The organism is Minwuia thermotolerans (assembly GCF_002924445.1).
Lineage (GTDB): Bacteria > Pseudomonadota > Alphaproteobacteria > Minwuiales > Minwuiaceae > Minwuia > Minwuia thermotolerans.
This window is the reverse complement of the sequence record NZ_PIGG01000040.1, coordinates 210,235-231,125: the sequence shown is the minus strand read 5'-3', so window position 1 is coordinate 231,125 and position 20,891 is coordinate 210,235. Positions and strand designations below refer to the sequence as shown.

Below are 20,891 nucleotides of genomic sequence, written 5' to 3'. Positions count from 1 at the left end.
TGAGCCTCCCCCATTGAATTGGTCCATCCTGATGTTTTGGAACAAGGAGGATCAAAGATGGCAAGGAAGCGTCACAAGCCTGAGGAGATCGTGGGCAAGCTCCGCCAGGCGGACGTCCTGCACAGCCAGGGCATGTCGATGGCGGATGCGATCCGGCAGCTGGGTATCAGCGAAGTCACCTTCTACCGATGGCGCAGGGAATATGGCGGCATGAGCGGCGATCAGCTGCGGCGTCTGAAGGAGCTCGAGAAGGAGAACGAGCGGCTGCGCCGGGCGGTCTCCGACCTGACCCTGGACAAGCAGATTCTGAGTGAAGCTGCGAAGGGAAACTTCTGAGCCCCTCGCGTCGCCGACGTTGCATCGATCATGTCCGCCGGCGTCTCCGGATATCGGAGCGCCGGGCCTGCCGGGTTCTCGGCCAGCACCGCTCCACGCAGCGCCATCTCCCGCGTGGACGTGATGACGAGGCCCGGCTGGTGGCGGACATGATCGAGCTGGCCCGTCAGTATGGCCGATACGGCTATCGCCGGATCGCGGCCTTGCTTCGGGAGGCCGGCTGGCAGATCAACGACAAGCGGGTCGAGCGCCTCTGGCGGCGCGAGGGGTTGAAGGTACCGGCCCGGCAGCCGAAGAGGCGGCGGCTGTGGCTGGGCGACGGATCCTGCATGCGGCTGCGGGCAGAACGGCCCAACCATGTCTGGTCCTATGACTTCGTCCACCACCGGACACATGATGGCCGGACCTTCCGGACCTTGAACGTGCTGGACGAGTTCACGCGCGAGAGCCTGGCGATCCGGGTTCGCCGGAAGCTCTCGTCGGTCGATGTGATCGACGTCCTGACGGACCTGTTCATTCTCCGCGGTCCACCGGCCTTCGTTCGCTCCGACAATGGCCCCGAGTTCGTCGCCGAGGCCGTGCGGCGCTGGATATCAGCGGTGGGCGCCAGAACGGCGTTCATCGAGCCGGGGTCACCCTGGGAGAACGGCTTTATCGAGAGCTTCAATGCCCGGTTCCGGGACGAGCTGCTCGACGGGGAAATCTTCTACACGCTGAAGGAGGCGCAGGTGGTCATCGAACAATGGCGCCGTCACTACAACACGATCCGACCGCACAGCCGTCTCGGCTACCGACCACCGGCGCCGGAGGTCATCATTCCGCCAGGCTGGCCGTCAGGCTCCGCTCCGCTTCACCAGCCGGCCGGCTTGGCGGCAAAGCCGCCCATGCACTAACATTCCACCCGGACCAATCGCTGGGGGCTGGTCAGGTTATGTCTGGCGCGTCTACAGACGGCCGGCCGGTACCCTGTGCAACGAAATACGCGGTGACAGCGCCGAGGTGCTCGACTGGTCGGGCGACGAAGGACATGTGTGGGCGCGCAGCGAACGCTGGGCGGCGCGTGGCGCTACCGGCCTTGCGGCCGGCGACGCCGTGCGCGTGCGCGGGACCGATGGGTTAACCCTGATCGTCGACCGAGACGGACACGATACCGACGACGACCCCGAAACAACCAATGGAGACTGATCCCGTGCTGTTCGAAACGCTGACCTATCTGGTTCCTGTCGCCATCGTCATCGCGATATTCGCGGCGGCGATCCGCATCTTTCGCGAGTACGAGCGCGGCGTGGTGTTCACGCTTGGCCGCTACACCCGAATCGCCGGTCCCGGCTTCGTGCTCATCGTCCCAATCATCCAGCAGGTCGTGCGCGTCGATCTGCGAACCTTCGTGGAGGACGTGCCGACGCAGGACGTGATCTCGCGCGACAACGTCTCAGTCAAGGTCAACGCGGTGATCTACTACCGCGTCGTCGACGCTGAGAAGGCGATCATCCAGGTCGAGAACTTCTCGGCGGCGACCAGTCAGCTCGCCCAGACGACGCTGCGCTCGGTACTCGGCAAGCACGAGCTCGACGAGATGCTCGCCGAGCGCGACAAGCTGAACGCCGATATCCAGGAAATCCTCGATCGCCAGACCGACGCCTGGGGCATCAAGGTCGCCAACGTCGAGATCAAGCATGTCGACATCGACGAGAGCATGGTGCGCGCGATCGCTCGCCAAGCCGAGGCCGAGCGTCACCGCCGCGCGCGCGTCATCAACGCCGAAGGGGAACAGCAAGCCGCGCAGAAGCTCGTCGAGGCCGGCGCGTTGCTCGCGCAGCAGCCCAACGCCATGCAGTTGCGCTACTTCACGGCGCTGAACGACGTCTCGGTCAACCAGGCGACGACGATCGTCTTCCCGCTGCCGATGGACCTGCTAACTCGGCTGGCGCCCTCGTTCGGCGGCGAGCAGGAGTCGGCATAGCGCACCCAGGCCACCGCTGGCGCAGCCGCGACGAGCCTCTCAGACTCCGACCGTCTGAGTTTTCTCTGACTACGACGGGTAAAGTCCAATCCCGGACTTCACCCCGTCTTAGGTTCAGGTGTCATGCGAGCTTTCGGGCTGATTTCAGTTGGGCCGCAAAGGGAGACCGCCGGCCAAGGATCAATCATACAGACGAATTCTCGCGCGCCGTTCCAAGAGCGGCTGGGCGTCAATCAGGGAAATAACGCAGAAATCACGCCGGCCGTTCAGCCTCGGTTCCGATCAAGGGCGTGAGGTTGAACGATGCACAGCGCGACGGGCGCAACGAGCCTGAGACAGCACGTATGCCGTCATCTGCAGAAACGGACGAAGACCGGCACTGAAGGTTCCGGACCGGCGGTGAATCCGAACATCTATATAGGTGTCGAGAAGCCGGACCATCCCGGTGAGATGGATGTGGCACGGACCATGGCGTTGTTCCGCCTGCTCAGCGACCGTATGGAACGTGAGTACGATTGGCCGGACGGCATCGACCGTGCGAACCCGAACATCCCCTCCGGCTATACCTACCTGGCGCAGATGGCCAGCCACGACCTCTTCATGAGCGATAACTCCGCGCCGTCGCTCCGCGATCCCGCAACGGTAAAGAATGTCCGCGGCCGGCCGCTGATGCTGGAGACGATCTACGGCCGCAACCCGGAACTCGACGCCGTCGCCTTCGAACACGCGTCGGATCTTCGCGGGCCGAATGCGATCCACTGGCCGAGAACGCGATTCAGGCTGGACGGCGTATCTCACGAGGTCGACGACTGGTCGCGGGACACGAGCCGGTCGCCCAGGCGCGATATCGGCCGTATCCGCAATGTGAGGTTTGGCGAGGAGTATGGCTGCCCGCTCGTGGCCGATGAGCGTAACGACGATCATGCGATCCTGTCGCAGATGACGGCGTTGTTTCAGCTCGCTCACAACGCCGCAATCGACAGCATCGAGTGGAACGACAAGCCCTCCGATCCGCTCGACAGCGCCAACAATTTCGCCACGGCACGAGCCGCTCTCACTTATGTGTTTCGGAACATTGTCCGGCGGGACTTGTTGGCGCGCCTGCTCGACCCGCTCGTCCGGCACCACTACGAGCGATCCGACGACCCCGGCCGCTTCATCCTTGACCCTCCCGAGGGAAGCGTCCTGACGCCGGAGTTCATCAATGCGGCCTATCGTATGGGACACGCCATGGTGCGTTCGTCCTACGAGTTCGCCGAGGGGACGCGGCACAACCTCCCCGAAGTCATGCGGAGCACCTCCTTCCGCGTGCCTCGCCGTACGCCCCTCGGCGTCCACTGGATCGTGCGCTGGTCGCGTTTCTTCGAGTTCAAAGGCGCCCATTCTCTGCCGCAGCTTTCCCGGCGAATCTCGCCCAAGTACGTGGCCGCGCTCCACGACAAGCAGATGTTTCCGGCAAGCGACTCGCCGGAGCCCGGAGGTCTGCCATATCGCGACCTCGTCCGCTCGGCCATCTCGGACGTGATGAAGATCGACGCCCTGGCGCAGCTGATCGAGAAGCGCGCCCCGGAACTGGCCGAGCAACTACCGTGGATCTCGGATGAGGAGATCCGCCGTTCTGCACTCAGGAACTGGATCGGCGCCGCGGATGACGAGATCGTCAAGGAGTTCGTCGGTAATCCGCCGCCGGGCCTTTATTTTTTGATCGAAGCCGCTGGTGCACACAAGGGCGAGCGGCTGGGGCCGATGGGCTCCATCGTTCTGGCAGAGACCTTCTACAGAGCCCTCGAAGACCACGAAGAGGACCGTGATCTCGTCCAAGCGGCCTTTGAAGTCTTCGGCTACAGCGTGCCGGCGACCATGGGCGACCTGATCCTGTGGGTGGAGCAGCACATGCGTGTCGATGACCGCGTGTTCGACATGCGCTCGCTTCCCCTTATCTGAGAGCGACCTTCCGGCAGGAGGAAACAATGACCGATGACTTCGAAGGTGAATTCGGGCGCCTGGAAATCCTGGACTATACGGCGTTTGGCCGTCTGATCGCCGACTGGGCCATGGACCGCAAGCCGTGGCCGGAATCGCTCGAGGAATTCAAATCCATCGTGGAGCCCGATATCGCTCGCGTGCCACCGCGTATGAAGGCGATCCACGTCGTTCAGCCCAATCAGGAAATCTTCTATCTGCGCCTGCCGCCAAAGAAGATGATTACCCGCTCGCTGGAGCGGTTCGCCGAGCGCGACAAGAAGGGCAGCGGCCCGCGTTATCAGGTTCCGCCCTTTTATGCCGACATGGTCTGTGGCGACGAAGCGCTGACTCACACGGATTTCTTCCTCAGCCGCGTGGCCGATTACACCATCTCAATCTGTATGTAGGGCTTCGGGGGCCTGCAGGCCGGCCTGCTTCAACGCGCCGAAGAAGGCGGCGCGGGTCTCGGGGTCGCCGATCGGAAAGCATTGAACCAGCCAGGTCTCGGCGTCGGCGAACGTCGGATTTGGCTGCCCGGTCCAGCGTTGACGGATACGCTCGATCAGATCCGCATACTGCCGTCGCGCCTTCCGCAATTCACGCCTGCGGACCAGTGCGGCGGTATACCAGGCTTCCACGCCGAAGAAGCCGCCATCCGACCGCTCGAAAGCCTCGATGGCCCTCGCATCGTCGCCGCAGGAGAACCAGATCACGACCTGGTAGCTCCATTGGAGCGGCGAAGCGACCAATCCGCGGTCAAGCGCACGTTCCGCCAGTCGGGCCGCGCGGTCCAGATCCCCGCAAAAACAGAAGCCCGCCGGTGCCGAAACGGCGGTCCAGGGATCGTTTTCGTTCAGCTCATAGGCCATACGAAAGCCCTGGTAGGCCTCGTCAAACCGGTCACGCAACGCCAGCGACCATCCCGAACAGAGATGAGAGCGCGAATCGAGCGGATCCAGTCTGAGCGCCACATTTGTCAGGTGGTTCGAGAATTCCAGTTGTTCGGAATTGCGAAAAGCGCCCGGGAAAATGATGTGGCGGGAATTGATGAGCTGGGCCAGAGCGCTGTACGCGGGGGCGAAGAAGGGCTTCTCCTCGATCAGGCTGCGGAAGGTGTCGGCGGCTCGGTCGGAGTTTGCCCGGTCCCACGTGAAATTGAGCTGCTGACCGATAAGCAGGCGATCGTAGAGGTCCAGGGTGACATTCGGAATGGTGCCGATCCGCTCCAACCTGTCAGCGGAGATGTGGACGTTCAACGCCAGGGCGATCCGCGCCACCAGTTCCGCCTGATGCTCCAGGACGTCATCGCGGCCAATGCCGTAGTACTCGCTCCATAGAAAGCGTTCGGTTTGCAGTTCCTTCAAATTGATGGAGACGCCGAGCAGGTCGCCGTCGTGCTGGATCGATGCCGTAAGCTCGAAGACTGAATCGGTCTTTTGCAATCCCCCTGCAGGCACCTGGTCCAATACCGACCATTCGCGGAAGCGGATCAACCGGGATAGCAGGTCATGGCGAAGCGCTTGCGCCAGGCCGGGGCGTGCGTCGGTTTCGCCGTGAAGTTCGAACCGGCCCATGACGATGACCGGTCCCCGGTCGACAAAGGCCGTGTTTTTTTGCGCCGCGATCTCGGTGGAGTCTGACCACGGGCGCGCCTCTGCGGTCATCGGCGGAATGAAATCGGATGTGTAGCGGTCCAGCTTGATCCGAGCGAGAAGGGACTGGGTCTCGACCGAGGGCTCGGTGTCGAATTCCTCCGAAAGGACAGACCAGAGCTCGTTGTAAATCGCAATCGCTCCGGCGGCGTCGCCTCGTGTCGCGCGGTCCGCCATCAGCCTGCGGCATGCCAGCTCATGGCTGGGATCCAGGTTGAGCAGTGCGCGTGCGGCGGCCACCTCCGCGCCATCCTGCGCTCCTTCCGTCAGGTGGCGCTCCAGCGGCTCCTGCAGCATGGAGTAGACGATCTGGCGTTCGGCCCGAAGCGTGGCGAAATACGTTTCGCCAACATTCTCCAGGCCCTCGCAGAGCCGATCCGCCAGGCGCTTCTCACCCTGCAGCTTTTCCGCGGCGAAGTCGCCTTGCCGGACGGCGTTCGTCAGTAGCTCGACATCGGTGACCACTTGAGCCCGCGGTAGTAGCAGATGCTCATTGGTGACCTCGAGACCGTCGAAACCGGCGTCCGCAAGCGTCTTGCGGATGTTGAAAAGGGTCTGGCGAAGGGACACGGCTCCTCGGTTCTCGTCATCGTCCTCCCAGAGCAGGGTCCGCAGGCGCGAACGGCTCTGGCGCTCGCCAGCATTGAGGCAGAGGAAAGCCAGCAGCGCCTTGCTCTTTCGAAGGCGGATGTCGAGGACTCGATCTCCCACGAGGAATCGCGGCGGCCCGAGCAGTTCGGCTCGCAGCTTCATCGCCCCATTCATCGTTGGTCCGCTGCCGTCGTCTCCATCGGGCACGTCGACGCCTCCCCCTCACAGTCCCCTCGGGTCAGACTATGCGAATGGCCCGGTGGTTGTGAACACGGCCGTGGGCTGCTTTCTGCGCCTCGCGGAGGCGCGGCAGCTCGGTGGCCGACGGCATGGGTTGCAGACCGGGTACAAACGTTCGCCAGACAGGTACCCCGATGTCGGCGCGCGTCAGGTCGATGGTCAGAACATCCAGACCGGCCGCCGCGAGGGCAGCTTCCGGATCGGCCTGCGCGACATGGTCCCGTGGCGCCCCGCCTGGGTGCAGAATCTCCCAGGAGGCGTCAATTTCGCTATGTCGCCGGAGGTGCATGCGGTCGGTATCGTTGAGTTTATCGTCGCCGCTTTCGTGCCGCTTTGCGGCGACGATCCGATCGGCCAGTTCGATCTGGCAGAGTTCGAGAAAGGCCGCCTTCATCGCGGCCGCTGTGTTTGCTCCGGCGCCGAAGCCGTAGGCGAAACCGTTTCCGTGACCATCCGTGGAAAGCGCCGCCATGACCGGCACACCGATGTCGGTCGAGATATCCAGGAACCATGTCCGCCGGGTCTGCTGCCCCTGCCGGGCGCGGGTGGCGATGCCGGCCATCTCCGTCTGCGCCAGGGTTTCCAGCGCCACGGGCCGACCTTGCCGGGCGCCAAGCCACCACAAGGCCATCGCATCCCGTTCGATCCACTCGAACAGCGCGTGATGCAGCGCCGCCGCCGACGTGGCGCCTGATCCGCAACCGATCCCGAGATTCTGGAGCGGCGCAGGGCCCGGAAGGTTGGCATTCCGATAGCAGAGGGTCGCAGGAAAGCGCCGTGTCGCTCCTCCGCCATCCGGCGACGGCACCGTCGCGACAGGGCCATCGACCGACCAGTCAGCATAGCCTTGCGTCAACGAAATCACGGCGGGCTCAGGGCTGGAAATCCGCAAGTGTACTGCCGCATCCCCGTCCAGGTACTGGCTGACGAATTCTATGGCTTCGGCGATGCAGGCGCGGAATGCCGCCAGGCGGCTCTCGGCGACGCCCGAGACCCCGAATATGCCGCTCTCGCCTTCCGCCCACCGGGCGATGTTTAGTTCGGCGCCGAAGGCGCTGAGGCCGGGCGCATCGGGCAGGGGCAATTCGAAGAACCGGTGCAGTCCCTGAGCGAAACGAAGGAGCTTCCGAAAATCCTCGGCGTCCTCCAGCACTTCTGGTTCGGTGATACCGAGCCAGGCCAGGAACCGCAGGATATCGGGCCCCGCTGAGCCTGAGTCGAGAAAATCGATTGAGCCAGCGAGGAGCTTCGCTTGTTCAGGGGACATTGTGAGAAACTAAGCGATCTTGAGCCAGCCCGGAATCCACTTGTCTCCCCACGCTACTCCGGGCGCGCCAGGGTCTTGGCGAGCGCGTAGAGCCGTTGACGCACCGCCGGTTCGGGAATGCGATCGTAGACACGTACGAACTCCAGGATTTCCCGGCGGAACAGCTTCTCCGCGTCTTCTGCCGGAATCGTATTTTCATCGATATCGGGGCCTTCGGTCTCGGCCGTGTCTGCAACCGGTGCACCTTCGAAAAAGAAGGAGACCGGCACATCCAGGATGTGGCTCATCTCGAAAAGCCGGCTCGCACCGACGCGGTTTGCGCCCTTCTCGTACTTCTGTATCTGTTGAAACGTCAGGTTCAGAGCCTCGGCGAGCTTCTGCTGACTCATCCCCTTGAGTGTCCGGCAGAGCCGTATGCGGCTTCCCACGTAAATATCAACGGGATGGGGATGCTCGGCCATCGTCCTCTCCTCAATCTGGCGCCAGCCGCCATGCTACTGAAGTTTAACCGGCGATGGTATCAGGGCCACAAATTCACTTCCGGATTGCTCAATATCGAGCTTCGTGATGCCGCTCCGACATGCTCATTCAGATGGCCGAAAGGTGCTTGCAGAGATGGTTGGGAGCCGCTTTCAGCGACTGTTACCTATACTGTTACCTATTTCCTTGAATTTGAGATTTCTCATTAGCCAAAAGGCTGTAACTATCTGATTTTGTTGGTAGCGGGGGAGGGATTCGAACCCCCGACACGCGGATTATGATTCCGCTGCTCTAACCGACTGAGCTACCCCGCCGCCGAGCGCGCGATATAGGTCCGGCGGGCTGCGCCTGTCAAGACGCTTGGGCGCGACGCGGCCGGGCCCCCTCAGAGGTCGCCGAGCAGCGGCCGGACCTCCTTCGCGAAGCGTTCGAGCTGCGCCATCTCCTCGCCGTCGGGGCCCGTCGGGTCCATGACGAAGTGGCGCACGCCCGCGGCGTGGAAGGCGCGGATCTTCTCCGCCACCTGCTCCGGCGTGCCGAGCGCGGCGTAGCGCTTCGCGGGCTTGCGGAAGTCCATGGCGTAGCGCCGCGTGAGGTGCGCGGTCGCCTTGTCCCAGGCGGTGTCGAAGTCGTCGTCGATACGGAAGAAGTAGAGGTGCCCCGTGCCGTAGCGGTCCACCGTGCGGCCGGCCTTCGCCATCTCCTGCTCGATGGTGGCGAGGGATTCGGCGAACATCTCCGGCGTGACGACATAGGAAATCCAGCCGTCGCAGAGCTGCGCCGCGCGCCGCAACGCCGCGCCCGACCGGCCGCCGACCCAGAGCGGCGGGCCGCCGGGCTGCACGGGCTTCGGCAGCATCTGCGTCTCGGGGATGTCGAAGTGGCGGCCCTTGTGGCTCACCTTCTCGCCGGTCCAGAGCTTGCGGATGACCTCGATGGATTCGGAGACGCGGGCGCCGCGCTCCTTGTGGGGCACGCCGACGGCGGCGAATTCGCCGGGGAACTCGCCGCCCACGCCCGTGCCGAAGATGAAGCGACCGCCCGAAAGGTTGTCGAGCGTCGAGGTCAGCTTGGCCGTCAGCGCCGGGTGACGCAGCGCCAGCAGGTAGACGCCGGTCGCCACCGTCACCTTGTCGGACAGCGCAGCGGCCTGGGCGAGCTGCAGCAGCGGGTCCATGATCGGCACCGCGAAGGCGATGTGATCGCCCAGCCAGATCGAGCTGAAGCCGTTGTCCTCGGCCAGCTTCACGGTGGCGATCGCCGCCTCCCGGTCCGCCATCCGCCCCATGAACCCGAACTCGGTCTTCTCCGCCAGTTTCAGCGCCATCTCCCGGCCTCCCCTTTGCCTAATGCGATCCGCCGCGCCACTATTCTGGAGATTGTCGCGGCCACAGGCCAGCCATGAACGGGGAGAGGCGCCATGCCGGTAAGAGCGGGACTGGGATTCGGGGAGCTGCCCTTCTCGGGCGCGGCGGCGTTCTGGGACTGGATCGACATGCTGGAGGCGGGCGGGGTCAACAGCTTCTGGCAGTCCGACCGCATCGCTTCGTCGCGCCCGCACCTGGAGCCGATGACCGTGCTGGCCGCCATCGCCGGGCGGACGAGGAAACTGAAATTCGGCATGAACGTCGCCTCGCTGGCGCTCAGGGAGCCGGTGCTGCTGGCCAAGCAGTGCGCGACGATCGACTTCATTTCCGGCGGCGGACGGCTGCTGCCGGCCTTCGGCATCGGCGCCAAGCTGGCCCCGGACTGGGAGGCCACGGGCACGCCGCTGGCCGGCCGCGGCGCGCGCGCCGACGAGGCCCTGGAGATCATCATGCGGCTCTGGCAGGGGGAGACGGTGGACTTCGACGGCCGCTTCTTCCAGCTCAGGGGCGCGCGCATCTCGCCGACGCCGGTGAATCCGCGCATCCCCATGTGGATCGGCGGCTCGACCGCGGCGGCGGTGAAGCGGACCGCGAAGTACGGCACCGGCTGGCAGGCCGCTTTCGAGACGCCGGCGCAACTCGCGCCCGTCATCCGCTCGATCCGGGAGACCGCCATCGCCCAGGGCCGCCAGGTGCCCGAGGACCATTTCGGCGCGGGCTTCCCCTTCCGCTTCGGCAGCCCGGACGATCCGGCGGTGGCGAAGGAGATGGAGCGGTTTTCGAAGCGGCTGAAGCGCGATCCCTCGGACTATTTCGTCGTCGGCGATGCGGGAACGATCCTGAAACGGCTGCGCGAATATGTCGGCGCCGGGGCGAGCAAGTTCATCCTGCGCCCCGTCGGCGACGGCGACGCCGAACTGTTCGACCAGACGCGGCGCTTCATCGAGGAGGTTCAGCCCGACCTCATGGACATCCCCATGCCCGAGGCGGCGTGAGGATTTGCATTTCTCAACGGCGTCCTCGGGCTTGACCCGAGGACCCAGTTCTTTGGTTCGCTGGGCCCTTGGATCAAGTCCAAGGGCGCCGGAATCAATTCAGGTGATCGTACTCAAAAAGCGGTATCAGCCCTTCGCGAAGAATCCCCGCAGCACCCGCTCGTAGATCGCCGTCAGCTTCGGGATGTCGGCTATGGCGCAGCGTTCGTCGACCTTGTGCATGGTCTGGCTGACAAGGCCGAACTCGACCACCGGACAGGCGTTCTTGATGAAGCGCGCGTCCGAGGTGCCGCCCGTCGTCGAGAGGTCGGGCTCGACCGAAAGCTCGGCCAGAATGGCGTCGTGCAGGTTGGCCGTCAGATCGCCGGGCTCGGTCAGGAACGGGTCGCCGGAATTGCGCACCGTCAGCGTGTAGTCGCCGCCGACGCTGTCGCAGGCGGCGCGGATCTTCGCCTCCAGCCCGGCGGCGTTCTGCAGCGTGTTGTAGCGGACATTGAAGAACGCCTGGCCGCTGGCCGGAATGACGTTGGAAGCGGTGTTGCCGACGTCGATCGTGGTGATCTCCAGGTTCGACGGCTGGAAGTGCTCGTTGCCGTCGTCCAGGTCGATCGCCGCAATGCGGTCGAGCATCTTCACCAGCCGCGGCAGGGGATTGTCGGCCAGGTGCGGATAGGCGATGTGGCCCTGGGTGCCGTTGACCACCAGCCGGCCGGAGAAGGAGCCGCGGCGGCCGATCTTGGCCATTTCGCCCAGGGTGACGGGGTTGGTCGGCTCGCCCACCAGGCAGGCGTCGATGGTCTCGCCCCGCTCGGCCATCCAGTCGAGCACCTTTGTCGTGCCGTTGATCGCCGGGCCCTCCTCGTCGCCGGTGATCAGGAAGGCGATCGAGCCCGTGAACCCGTCGGCGATGACGCGCTCGGCCGCCTCCACCATGCAGGCGATGGCGGTCTTCATGTCGGTGGCGCCGCGGCCGTAAAGCTGGCCGTCCTCGATTTCCGCACCGAAGGGGTCGTGGCGCCAGGCCGCGGCGTCGCCGACGGGGACGACGTCGACATGGCCGGCGAAGCAGAAGACCGGGCCCTCGGCGCCGTAGCGGGCGTAGAGATTCTCCACGTCCGGCGTGCCTTCCTCGGAGAAGGTCAGGCGGTGACAGGCGAAGCCCAGCGGTTTCAGCGCCGCCTCCAGGCAGTCCAGCGCGCCGGCTTCGGCCGGGGTCACGGACGGGCAGCGGATCAGGTCGCGGGCGAGGTCGAGGGCGTCGGTCATGGAGGCTTCACCGGTCGTTGGATCGTCGCACGTAGAAGAATGACGGCGTGCCCGGGCTCGACCCGGGCACACGGTTCTTCGGTTCGCTCGGCCCTCGGGTCAAGCCCGAGGAAGCCGACGGATGGTCATTCCGCTGCCTGCTTCGGCGACGGCGAATTCTTCCCGGCATAGCCGTCGCGGGTCTGCGGCAGCTTCATGCCGAGCAGGCCGGAGGCGACGACGGTGCGCAGCACCTGCGCCGTGCCGCCGCCGATGGTGAACATGCGCGCGTCGCGCACCATCCGCTCCATCGGCGCATCGCGCGAATAGCCCTTCGCGCCGAAGACCTGCAGCGCGTCGTTGGTCACCTTGATCGCCATTTCCGAGGCGAAGACCTTGGCCTGGGCGGCCGAATAGGGATCGGGGAAGGGGCTGCCGTCCGGTCCGCGGCTACGGGCGGCGCCGTGCAGCATCAGCCGCGCTGCGTCGACCTGGATCGCCATGTCGGCCAGCATCCATTGCAGGCCCTGGAACTCGGCGATGGGGCGTCCGAACTGCACCCGCTCCAGGGCGTAGTCGCGGGCATGCTCCAGCGCGCCTGCCGCGATGCCCAGCGCCATCGTGCCGGCGCCGACACGCTGGGAGTTGTAGGCGTTCATCAGGTCGGCGAAACCGCGCCGGAAGCCGGAAGGCGGCATCAGCACGCGCGACTCGGGCAGCGCCAGATCCTCGAAGATCACCTCGGCTTCCGGAATACCGCGCAGGCCCATGGTGGGCTCCCGCTTGCCGATACGCAGGCCTTCGTCCTCCTCGCGCACGGCGATGAAACCGCCGATGCCGAGTTCGTTCCCGTCCTCGTCGAAGGCGCGGGCGAAGATCAGGTGCAGCCGGGAGACCCCGCCGCCGGTGATCCAGTGTTTCCTTCCGTTCAGCACCCAGCGGTCGCCGCGCTTCTCGGCGCGGGTGGTCATCTCGGTCGCCGCCGAGCCCGCCTCCGGCTCGGTGATGCAGATCGCCGGCTTGTCGCCCGAGAGCACGAAATCGGCGGCCATGCGGCGCTGCTCGGGCGTGCCGTAGGTCAGGATGGCGGAGATCGCGCCCATGTTGGATTCCACGGCGATGCGGCCGGTGACGCCGCAGACCTTCGCCATTTCCTCGATCACCAGCACGGCGTCGAGAAAGCTCCGGCCCTGGCCGCCGAGATCCTCCGGGATGGTCAGGCCCATCAGCCCGGCCTCCTTCAGGGTCTCCACGTGATCCCAGGGATAGGCTTCGGTGCGGTCGATCTCCGCGGCGCGCGGGGCGATGACGTCGCGCGCAATTTCCCGGGCCTTCCGCTGCAGGGCCTGTTCCTCGGGGCTCAGCTCGATCTGCATGGACGGTGTCCTCCTCAGCGCTTCGATACCATCGGCATGCCCCGGATTTCACGCACAAGTTTGCGCACCATGGCGGGCCGGAAGGCCTCGAAGCTGTCAGCGGCGATGACGAACGCGCCGGGGCCGGCAATCAGCCAGTCCTGAAAGTACTGGCCCAGGCGCGGCTCGTCGCTGAGGATCGGCAGGCCGTTGACCGTGATGCCGCGCCGGATCGCTTCCGCCCGGGTCTCGCGCAGCAGGGGCGGGCCGCGGTTGACGCCGTCGCCCGAAAGGTCGACCACCCGCCGCGCCGCCGGGAAGGGCGCGCGGTCGAGATGGCCGAAACAGAACCGGAGCGCCGCGCCGATCTTCGTGCCCCGGAAGCGGAAGGCGCGAGGCGCCGACCAGATCCGGGCGGCCAGCCCCTGCGCCGACGCCGCGCCGTCGATGCGGGTCCACGGGACCACCACGGCCTGCTCGGCGTCCGACGACCATTGCACCAGAGAGAGCGCCACGGCGCCGACTTCACCCTGTTCGATGGCGTCGGTCACCGTGGGGTGGGCGATCGCCTCGGCGACGCCGCGCATCTGCAGGCCGTACTCGCCGGCGTCGACGCTGGCCGAGACGTCGACCGCCAGCACGATGGCGACATCGACGGCCTGGGCGCGGGCGGGGGCTTGCGGCAGCAGGGCGAGAAGGCCGACCATGGCCGCGACCAGCAGAACCGGGAGAACGCTGCGATGACGGGCAACGCCTATGACTCCGGACGGCTCAACCTGCCCTTCGTCGGGCACTGCACCTTCGCCAAGCAGCCCGTCTGTCTCGACTGGGACCGGATCGAGGCCGACGTCGCCGTCTTTGGCGCGCCCTACGACATGGGGACCCAGTACCGGGCCGGCGCGCGTTTCGGCCCCCGCGCGATCCGCGAGGCCTCGACCCTGTTCTCCTTCGGCCATGGCGGCGCCTACGATTTCGAGGATGACGTGACCTACCTTCCCGCCGATCGGGTGCGCATCGTGGACATCGGCGACGCCGACATCATCCATACCGATACCACGAAAAGCCATGCCAACATCGAAGCGGGCGTGCGGCGCATCCTGGCTGCGGGGGCGCTGCCGGTGGTTCTCGGCGGCGACCATTCGGTCCACATCCCCTGCATCCGGGCCTTCGACGACCGGCCGCCGGTGCATATCGTCCACATCGACGCCCATCTCGATTTCGTCGACGAACGCCACGGCGTCCGCTACGGCCACGGCAATCCGCTCAGGCGCGCCTCGGAGATGGCGCATGTCACAGGCTTCAGCCAGCTCGGCATCCGCAACGTCTCCTCGTCGAACCGCGACGACTACGCCGCCGCCCGGGCCGCCGGCTCCGACATCCTCTCGGTCCGGCAGTTCAGGAAGCTGGGCGTGGACGGCGTGCTGGCGCGGGTGCCGGCGGACCGGCGCTATTACCTGACCATCGACATCGACGGCTTCGATCCGTCGATCGCGCCGGGCACCGGCACGCCGAGCCACGGCGGCTTTCTCTACTACGAGATCCTGGAGTTCCTGCAGGGGCTGGCCGGCCGGGGCGAGATCGTCGGCGTCGACCTGGTCGAGGTGGCGCCCGACTACGACCGCGACGGCACCACCGCCTTCCTGGCCGCGCAGTTGCTCATGAACCTGCTGGGTTTCGTCTTCCACGCCAGGGGCCTGAGCGCGTAGCGCAGGCGTCGGGCTTCCGATTGATGATGGGTTCGACCCCTTCCCGCCTCCGCTGGCGCGGACGCAACCCTCCCCCTTGTCCAAGGGGGAGGGCCGGGGAGGGGGATTACTCCGTGCTGGCAAGCGGTTCGCCGTTGCCGCGCGACAATTGAAGCGTCAGTTGCGGAACTGTTCTCAACCGACTAATCTGGTTGAGTCTTTTGTCTCCACCGATTCGCGTGCCCGGCTTCGATGACCAATGCCCGCCTCGATCTGCTGACCGACTATCCGTTCCAGCGCCTGCGGGACCTGCTGGATGGCACCGAGGGTGGGGGTCCGACGCTCAATTTCGCGCTCGGCGAGCCGCAGCTGGGTCCGCCGCCGCTGTTGATGGACGCGCTGGCGAAGGACGCCGCCGGTTTCGGCAAGTATCCGGCGGCCAACAGCACGCCGGAACTGCGCCGCGCCATCGCCGACTGGCTCGACCGGCGCTATGGCCTGACCGGCGGCGCGGCGATGGACGCCGAAACCGAGATCATGCCGCTCAACGGCACGCGCGAAGGGCTCTACAACATCGCCCAGCTGGTGGTGCCCGCGGTCCGCGCGGCGACCCGGCCGCTGGTGCTGGTCCCGAACCCCTTCTACCAGTGCTATCTGGGCGCTGCGACCATGGCCGGCGCGGAGGTCCACCTGATGCCGGCGACGGCGGCGAACGGCTTCCTGCCCGATCTCGAGGCGCTGGAGGAGGACGTTCTGAAGCGCGCGGCGCTGCTCTACATCTGCACGCCGGCCAATCCGCAGGGCTCGATCGCCGACGCGGGCTGGCTCCGACGCGCGCTGGAGATCGCGCGCGCCCACGGCATCGTGCTGGCGCTGGACGAGTGTTACGCCGAAATCTACGACGAGACGCCGCCGCCGGGCGGGCTGGAGGTCGCGGCGGCGACGCCGGAGCGGTTCCGCAATCTCGTCGTCTTCCATTCGCTCTCCAAGCGTTCCAGCGCGCCGGGCCTGCGCTCGGGCTTCATGGCCGGCGATCCCGATCTGGTCGCGCGCTATGCGAAGCTGCGCAGTTTCGGCGGCGCGCCGCTGCCGAACCCGGTGGCGGCGGCCTCCACGGCGCTCTGGCGCGACGAGGAACATGTCGGAAAGACCCGCGACCACTACCGCGCGCTGTTCGATCTGGCCGACCAGAAGCTGGGCAACCGCAAGGGCTATGCCCGCCCCGCCGGCGGATTCTTCCTGTGGCTCGACGTCGGCGACGGGGAGGCCTTCGCCGCCCGCCTCTGGCAGCGCACGGGCGTGCGCGTGCTGCCCGGCGGCTATCTCGCCCGCGACGGGGCGGACGGCAATCCGGGCCGGCCCTTTGTCCGCGTCGCCCTGGTGCACGACCGCGAGACCGTGGCCGACGCGCTCACCAAGATTTCCGAACTGATGGAGTAGTCCGCCATGGCCGGATCCACCGCCAGCAGAACCGGCATCTCCTTCGCCGCGCCTGAACTGAAACGCTTCCTCGGCCGGCGTCTGGTCGAACTCGCCGGCGTGGGTCTGGCCGCGGCTGTCCTGGCCGCCATCGTGGCTGTCGCCAGCCATGACCCGGCGGACCCGAGCTGGAACCGCGCCGGGGCGGGCGAGACGGCGAACCTGCTGGGTCCGGCAGGCGCGGTGTTCGCCGACCTGATGCTGCAGCTCATGGGCCCGATCGCCCTGATCGTGCTGGCCGTGCCCTTCTGTCACGCGCTCCGCATCATCGCCCACCGGCCGGCTTCCGCCCTGCGCTGGCGCGGCGCCGTGACGGTGTTCGCGGCCTGCTGCGGGGCCATGGGGCTCGGCGCGCTGGCGCCCTGGTTCGCCGCGCCGCCGGCGCATTTCGGCGGCGTGCTGGGCGCCGCGGGCGCCGGCATGGCCGCCTTCATCGACGGCGCGCCGGTCTGGGCGGGTGCGGCCACGGGCGCGCTGCTGGCCATCTTCGCCTTTGCCGGACTGGCCTGGGCGAGCGCCGTGCCGCCGGGCTGGATGGCGCTGCCCTTCTCGGCGCTGGGCGGCCTGACCCGTCGCCGCGGGACGGACGCTGGCCGGGACGATGCCGCAGATGAAGGAGAGACGATCTCGGAGCGCCGGACCGCGAAGCCGAAGAAGACGAAGGCCACGAAGACGCAGCGTGTCGCGCCGACACCGGTCCGGACCAGGCCCGGCCAACGCGCGGCAAAGGAGCGTGAACCCGAACTCGACCTCGGCGCGAAGGACGGCGAGGAGCCGAAGCTGCCGCCGCTCGGCCTGCTCTACGAGCCTACGGCGGACGACTATCCGGCCCGCGCCGGCGCCGATGCGCTTGAGCAGAACGCGCGCATGCTGGAAAGCGTGCTGGACGACTTCGGCGTCAAGGGCGAAATCACCGATGTCCGCCCCGGCCCGGTCGTCACCCTCTACGAACTCAAGCCCGCGCCGGGCACCAAGTCCTCCCGCGTTATCGGGCTGGCCGACGACATCGCCCGCTCGATGAGCGCAATCTCGGCCCGCGTCGCCGTGGTGCCGGGGCGCGACGCGCTGGGCATCGAACTGCCCAACAACACCCGCGAGGTGGTCTATCTGCGCGAGATGCTGGCCTCGGCGGCCTTCGAGAAGAACCCGGGCACGCTGGCGCTGGCGCTGGGCAAGGACATCGGCGGCGAGCCGGTCTTCGCGGACCTGGCCCGCATGCCGCATCTGCTGATCGCGGGCACCACCGGCTCGGGCAAGTCGGTCGCCGTCAACACCATGATCCTGTCGCTCCTCTACCGCATGACGCCGGAGCAGTGCCGCATGATCATGATTGACCCGAAGATGCTGGAGCTGTCGGTCTACGAGGGCATTCCGCACCTGCTGACGCCGGTGGTCACGGAGCCGAAAAAGGCGGTCGTGGCCCTGAAATGGGCGGTCAAGGAGATGGAATCCCGCTACCGCAAGATGTCGGACCTCAACGTCCGCAACATCGCCGCCTTCAACGAGCGGGTGAAGGAGGCGGCGGCGAAGGGTGAGACCCTGTCCAAGCGGGTGCAGACGGGCTTCGATCCGGAGACCGACGAGCCGGCCTACGAGGACGTGCCGCTGGATACCGAGCCGTTGCCGCAGATCGTCATCGTCGTCGACGAGATGGCCGACCTGATGCTGGTCGCCGGCAAGGACATCGAGGGCGCGATCCAGCGCCTGGCGCAGATGGCGCGGGCCGCCGGCATCCACCTGATCATGGCAACGCAGCGCCCGTCGGTGGACGTCATCACCGGCACCATCAAGGCGAACTTCCCGACCCGCATCAGCTTCTCGGTCACCTCGAAGATCGACAGCCGCACCATCCTGGGCGAGCAGGGCGCCGAGCAGCTGCTGGGTCAGGGCGACATGCTCTACATGCCGAACGGTTCGCGGATCGTGCGCGTGCACGGTCCCTTCGTTTCCGACGGCGACGTGGAGAAGATCACCCGCTGGCTGGCGAAGACCGGGCGTCCCCAGTACCTGGAGGACGTCACCAAGGAGCCCGAGGACGACGGCGACGGCTTCACCGGCGAGGGCGGCGGGTCGTCGGACGATCCGCTGTTCGACCAGGCCGTGGAGGTCGTGGCGCGCTCGGGCAAGGCGTCGACCAGCTTCGTCCAGCGCCAGCTCAAGATCGGCTACAACCGCGCCGCCCGCATCGTCGAGCAGATGGAGGAAGAGGGCATGGTCTCGGCCGCGGACCATGTCGGCAAGCGCGAGGTCCTGCTGCGCAATCCGGACGAGGACTGAGGACCCGGCCCCGACCTGCGCCTCTTCGCTTGCAACCCGGCGCGTGACGGGGCTATGCCGGAACCGGAACAGATCCGGAGGAACGCAACATGGCCGACACGCCCGCTCCCGTCATCGACAAGGAAGCGCTGAAGCAGCGCTATGCAGAGGAGCGGGAAAAGCGCCTCCGGGCCGACGGCAACGACCAGTACCTGCAGCTCCGGGGACAGCTCGCGCACTATGCCGACGATCCCTACACCGCCTTCGTCCAGCGGGCGCCGGTCGCCGACCACGTGACCTTCGCCTTCATCGGCGGCGGCTTCGCCGGACTGGTGACCGGCGCGCGGCTGAAGGAAGCCGGACTCGACGACGTCCGCATCATCGAGAAGGGCGGCGACTTCGGCGGCACCTGGTACTGGAACCGTTATCCCGGCGCGCAGTGCGACACCGCCTCGATGATCTACATGCCGCTGCTGGAAGAGACCGGCCACATGCCGAGCGAGAAATACGCGCACGGGCCGGAAATCCGCGAACACTGCGTGCGCATCGCGACGCAGTTCGGCCTCTACGAGCACGCCCTGTTCCACACCGAGGTCGAGGACATCCGCTGGGACGAGGCGGCGAAGGTCTGGACGATCGAGACCAGCCGCGGCGACTGCTTCACCGCGCAGTTCGTCGGCATGGGCACCGGTCCGCTGCACGTACCCAAGCTGCCGGGCATCCCCGGCATCGAGGACTTTCGCGGCCACAGCTTCCACACCAGCCGCTGGGACTACGCCTACACAGGGGGCGATCCGGCCGATCCGCGGATGGAGAACCTCGCCGACAAGCGCGTGGCGGTCATCGGCACCGGCGCGACCGCGGTGCAGTGCGTGCCGCACCTCGCGAAGGCCTGCGAGCGGCTCTACGTCTTCCAGCGCACGCCCTCCTCTGTCGATGTGCGCGACAACCGCCCCATCGATCCGGACTGGTTCGGCGAGATCGCCACGCCCGGCTGGCAGGACCGCTGGCTGGAGAATTTCACCGCCAACCAGGGCGGGCTGACGATGGCGGAGGACTGGGTCCGGGACGGCTGGACCGAGATCTCGCGCCGGGTCCGCACCAAGATCATGCAGCTGCCGCCGGGCGAGATGACCATCGAGAAGATGATGGCGGTCTACGAGGATTCGGACTTCGAGAAGATGGAGGAAATCCGCCGCCGCGCCGAGACGGTGGTGCAGGACCCGGAGACGGCGGAGAAGCTGAAGGCCTGGTACCGGCAGCTCTGCAAGCGGCCCTGTTTCCACGACGCCTATCTTCAGGCTTTCAACGAGCCCTCCACGCAGCTGATCGACACCGACGGCAAGGGCGTCGAGCGTATCACGGAGAAGGGCGTGGTCGCCCAGGGCCGGGAATACGAGGTCGACTGCATCATCTACGCCTCCGGCTTCGAGGTCGGCACCGAATGGACCCGCCGCGCGGGCTTCGACATCGCCGGCCGGGACGGGCAGCGGCTCTCGGAGCACTGGTCGAAGGGCATGCGGACGCTCCACGGCATCCACGCGCACGGCTTCCCCAACGCCTTCTTCGTGCAGCCGACCCAGGGCGCGAACCTGATCTCCAACGTGCCGCACAACCTGACCGAGGCGGGGCGGACCATCGGCCGTATCGTCGCCGAGGCGCTTTCAAGGGGCGCCGAAGAGGTCGAGGTCACCGCCGAGGCGGAGCAGAAGTGGATCGAGCTGCTGCTGACCGCGCCGGAGCGGCTGATCGGCGGGCCCGACTGCACGCCCGGCTACTACAACAACGAGGGCCAGCCGCGCGGGCCGGAGGACAAGCTCAACTTCGTCGGCTATCCGGCCGGCGCGCTGGCGTACTTCAGATACCTCAGGGAGTGGCGCGACAAGGGCGATTTCGCGGGGCTCGAATTCCGGTAGGCGGCGTCGGAGGGGCGGCTGATCGATCCCCTTGGCAGCTTGGGAAGCTTGTCGCCCTTGGACTCGATCCAAGGGCCCAGCGAACCGAAGGACTGGGTC

17 protein-coding genes and 1 tRNA gene are annotated in these 20,891 nt (G+C 66.6%); 10 read left to right on the top strand and 8 right to left on the bottom strand.

Going from position 1 to position 20,891, the window contains the following annotated elements; genetic code table 11:
* Positions 1–57: 57 nt before the first annotated feature.
* The 5 genes from CWC60_RS13855 (at position 58) to CWC60_RS13835 (ending at position 4,671) form a co-directional block, all read left to right on the top strand.
* Positions 58–1,229, top strand: a protein-coding gene (locus CWC60_RS13855; RefSeq protein WP_109792214.1) for an IS3 family transposase whose coding sequence is annotated in 2 segments (ribosomal slippage) — positions 58–322 and positions 322–1,229 — 1,173 coding nt in all. Because the reading frame shifts where the segments join, the coding sequence is not laid out codon by codon here.
* Position 1,230: 1 nt separating this feature from the next.
* Entirely contained in the window at positions 1,231–1,521 is a 291-nt protein-coding gene (locus tag CWC60_RS24165) for an NfeD family protein (RefSeq protein ID WP_109794524.1), read from the top strand.
* Positions 1,511–2,299 (top strand): slipin family protein, encoded by a 789-nt coding sequence (locus CWC60_RS13845; RefSeq protein WP_109794523.1) that lies wholly within the window; start codon positions 1,511–1,513, stop codon positions 2,297–2,299. The genes CWC60_RS24165 and CWC60_RS13845 overlap by 11 nt, the downstream gene beginning before the upstream one ends.
* A 303-nt stretch (positions 2,300–2,602) precedes the next feature.
* Positions 2,603–4,243 (top strand): peroxidase family protein, encoded by a 1,641-nt coding sequence (locus CWC60_RS13840; protein WP_109794522.1) that lies wholly within the window; start codon positions 2,603–2,605, stop codon positions 4,241–4,243.
* Between the two features lie 26 nt (positions 4,244–4,269).
* Positions 4,270–4,671, top strand: coding sequence for a hypothetical protein (locus CWC60_RS13835; protein WP_109794521.1), 402 nt, complete (start codon positions 4,270–4,272; stop codon positions 4,669–4,671).
* Here CWC60_RS13835 and CWC60_RS13830 read toward each other — a convergent pair.
* From CWC60_RS13830 to CWC60_RS13810, 5 genes are all read right to left on the bottom strand, one after another.
* Entirely contained in the window at positions 4,657–6,714 is a 2,058-nt protein-coding gene (locus tag CWC60_RS13830; RefSeq protein ID WP_125182786.1) for a BTAD domain-containing putative transcriptional regulator, read from the bottom strand. The two genes, CWC60_RS13835 and CWC60_RS13830, sit on opposite strands and share 15 nt — an antisense overlap.
* Positions 6,715–6,745: 31 nt before the next feature.
* Positions 6,746–8,014 (bottom strand): YcaO-like family protein, encoded by a 1,269-nt coding sequence (locus CWC60_RS13825; RefSeq protein ID WP_109794519.1) that lies wholly within the window; start codon positions 8,012–8,014, stop codon positions 6,746–6,748.
* Positions 8,015–8,067: 53 nt separating this feature from the next.
* On the bottom strand, positions 8,068–8,475 hold the full coding sequence (locus CWC60_RS13820) for a helix-turn-helix domain-containing protein (RefSeq protein ID WP_109794518.1): 408 nt from the start codon (positions 8,473–8,475) through the stop codon (positions 8,068–8,070).
* Positions 8,476–8,731: 256 nt separating this feature from the next.
* Positions 8,732–8,808, bottom strand: a tRNA-Met gene (locus CWC60_RS13815).
* A gap of 71 nt (positions 8,809–8,879) precedes the next feature.
* Positions 8,880–9,821 carry an LLM class flavin-dependent oxidoreductase gene (locus tag CWC60_RS13810; RefSeq protein ID WP_109794517.1) on the bottom strand — a complete coding sequence of 314 codons (942 nt, stop codon included), beginning with the start codon at positions 9,819–9,821 and terminating at the stop codon, positions 8,880–8,882.
* Between the two features lie 93 nt (positions 9,822–9,914).
* Here CWC60_RS13810 and CWC60_RS13805 point away from each other — a divergent pair, with 93 nt between their 5' ends.
* A complete protein-coding gene (locus CWC60_RS13805; RefSeq protein WP_109794516.1) occupies positions 9,915–10,856 on the top strand; it encodes an LLM class flavin-dependent oxidoreductase in 942 nt (313 codons plus the stop codon).
* Positions 10,857–10,982: 126 nt separating this feature from the next.
* Here CWC60_RS13805 and dapE read toward each other — a convergent pair whose 3' ends face one another.
* From dapE to CWC60_RS13790, 3 genes are all read right to left on the bottom strand, one after another.
* A complete protein-coding gene (gene dapE, locus CWC60_RS13800; protein ID WP_109794515.1) occupies positions 10,983–12,122 on the bottom strand; it encodes a succinyl-diaminopimelate desuccinylase in 1,140 nt (379 codons plus the stop codon).
* Between the two features lie 125 nt (positions 12,123–12,247).
* A complete protein-coding gene (gene acdA / locus CWC60_RS13795; protein ID WP_109794514.1) occupies positions 12,248–13,477 on the bottom strand; it encodes a 3-sulfinopropanoyl-CoA desulfinase in 1,230 nt (409 codons plus the stop codon).
* A gap of 14 nt (positions 13,478–13,491) precedes the next feature.
* Entirely contained in the window at positions 13,492–14,163 is a 672-nt protein-coding gene (locus CWC60_RS13790) for a DUF1194 domain-containing protein (RefSeq protein ID WP_109794513.1), read from the bottom strand.
* Between the two features lie 33 nt (positions 14,164–14,196).
* On the opposite strand from CWC60_RS13790, the gene speB reads away from it, so the two are divergent.
* The 4 genes from speB to CWC60_RS13770 all read left to right on the top strand — a co-directional run bounded on the left by speB (position 14,197) and on the right by CWC60_RS13770 (position 20,792).
* Positions 14,197–15,162 carry an agmatinase gene (speB, locus tag CWC60_RS13785; RefSeq protein ID WP_109794543.1) on the top strand — a complete coding sequence of 322 codons (966 nt, stop codon included), beginning with the start codon at positions 14,197–14,199 and terminating at the stop codon, positions 15,160–15,162.
* A 231-nt stretch (positions 15,163–15,393) separates the two neighbouring features.
* Entirely contained in the window at positions 15,394–16,581 is a 1,188-nt protein-coding gene (locus tag CWC60_RS13780; RefSeq protein ID WP_109794512.1) for an aminotransferase class I/II-fold pyridoxal phosphate-dependent enzyme, read from the top strand.
* Positions 16,582–16,587: 6 nt separating this feature from the next.
* Entirely contained in the window at positions 16,588–18,897 is a 2,310-nt protein-coding gene (locus tag CWC60_RS13775) for an FtsK/SpoIIIE family DNA translocase (RefSeq protein WP_109794511.1), read from the top strand.
* Positions 18,898–18,986: 89 nt separating this feature from the next.
* Positions 18,987–20,792, top strand: a complete 1,806-nt coding sequence (locus CWC60_RS13770; protein ID WP_109794510.1) for a flavin-containing monooxygenase — start codon at positions 18,987–18,989, stop codon at positions 20,790–20,792.
* Positions 20,793–20,891: the final 99 nt, after the last annotated feature.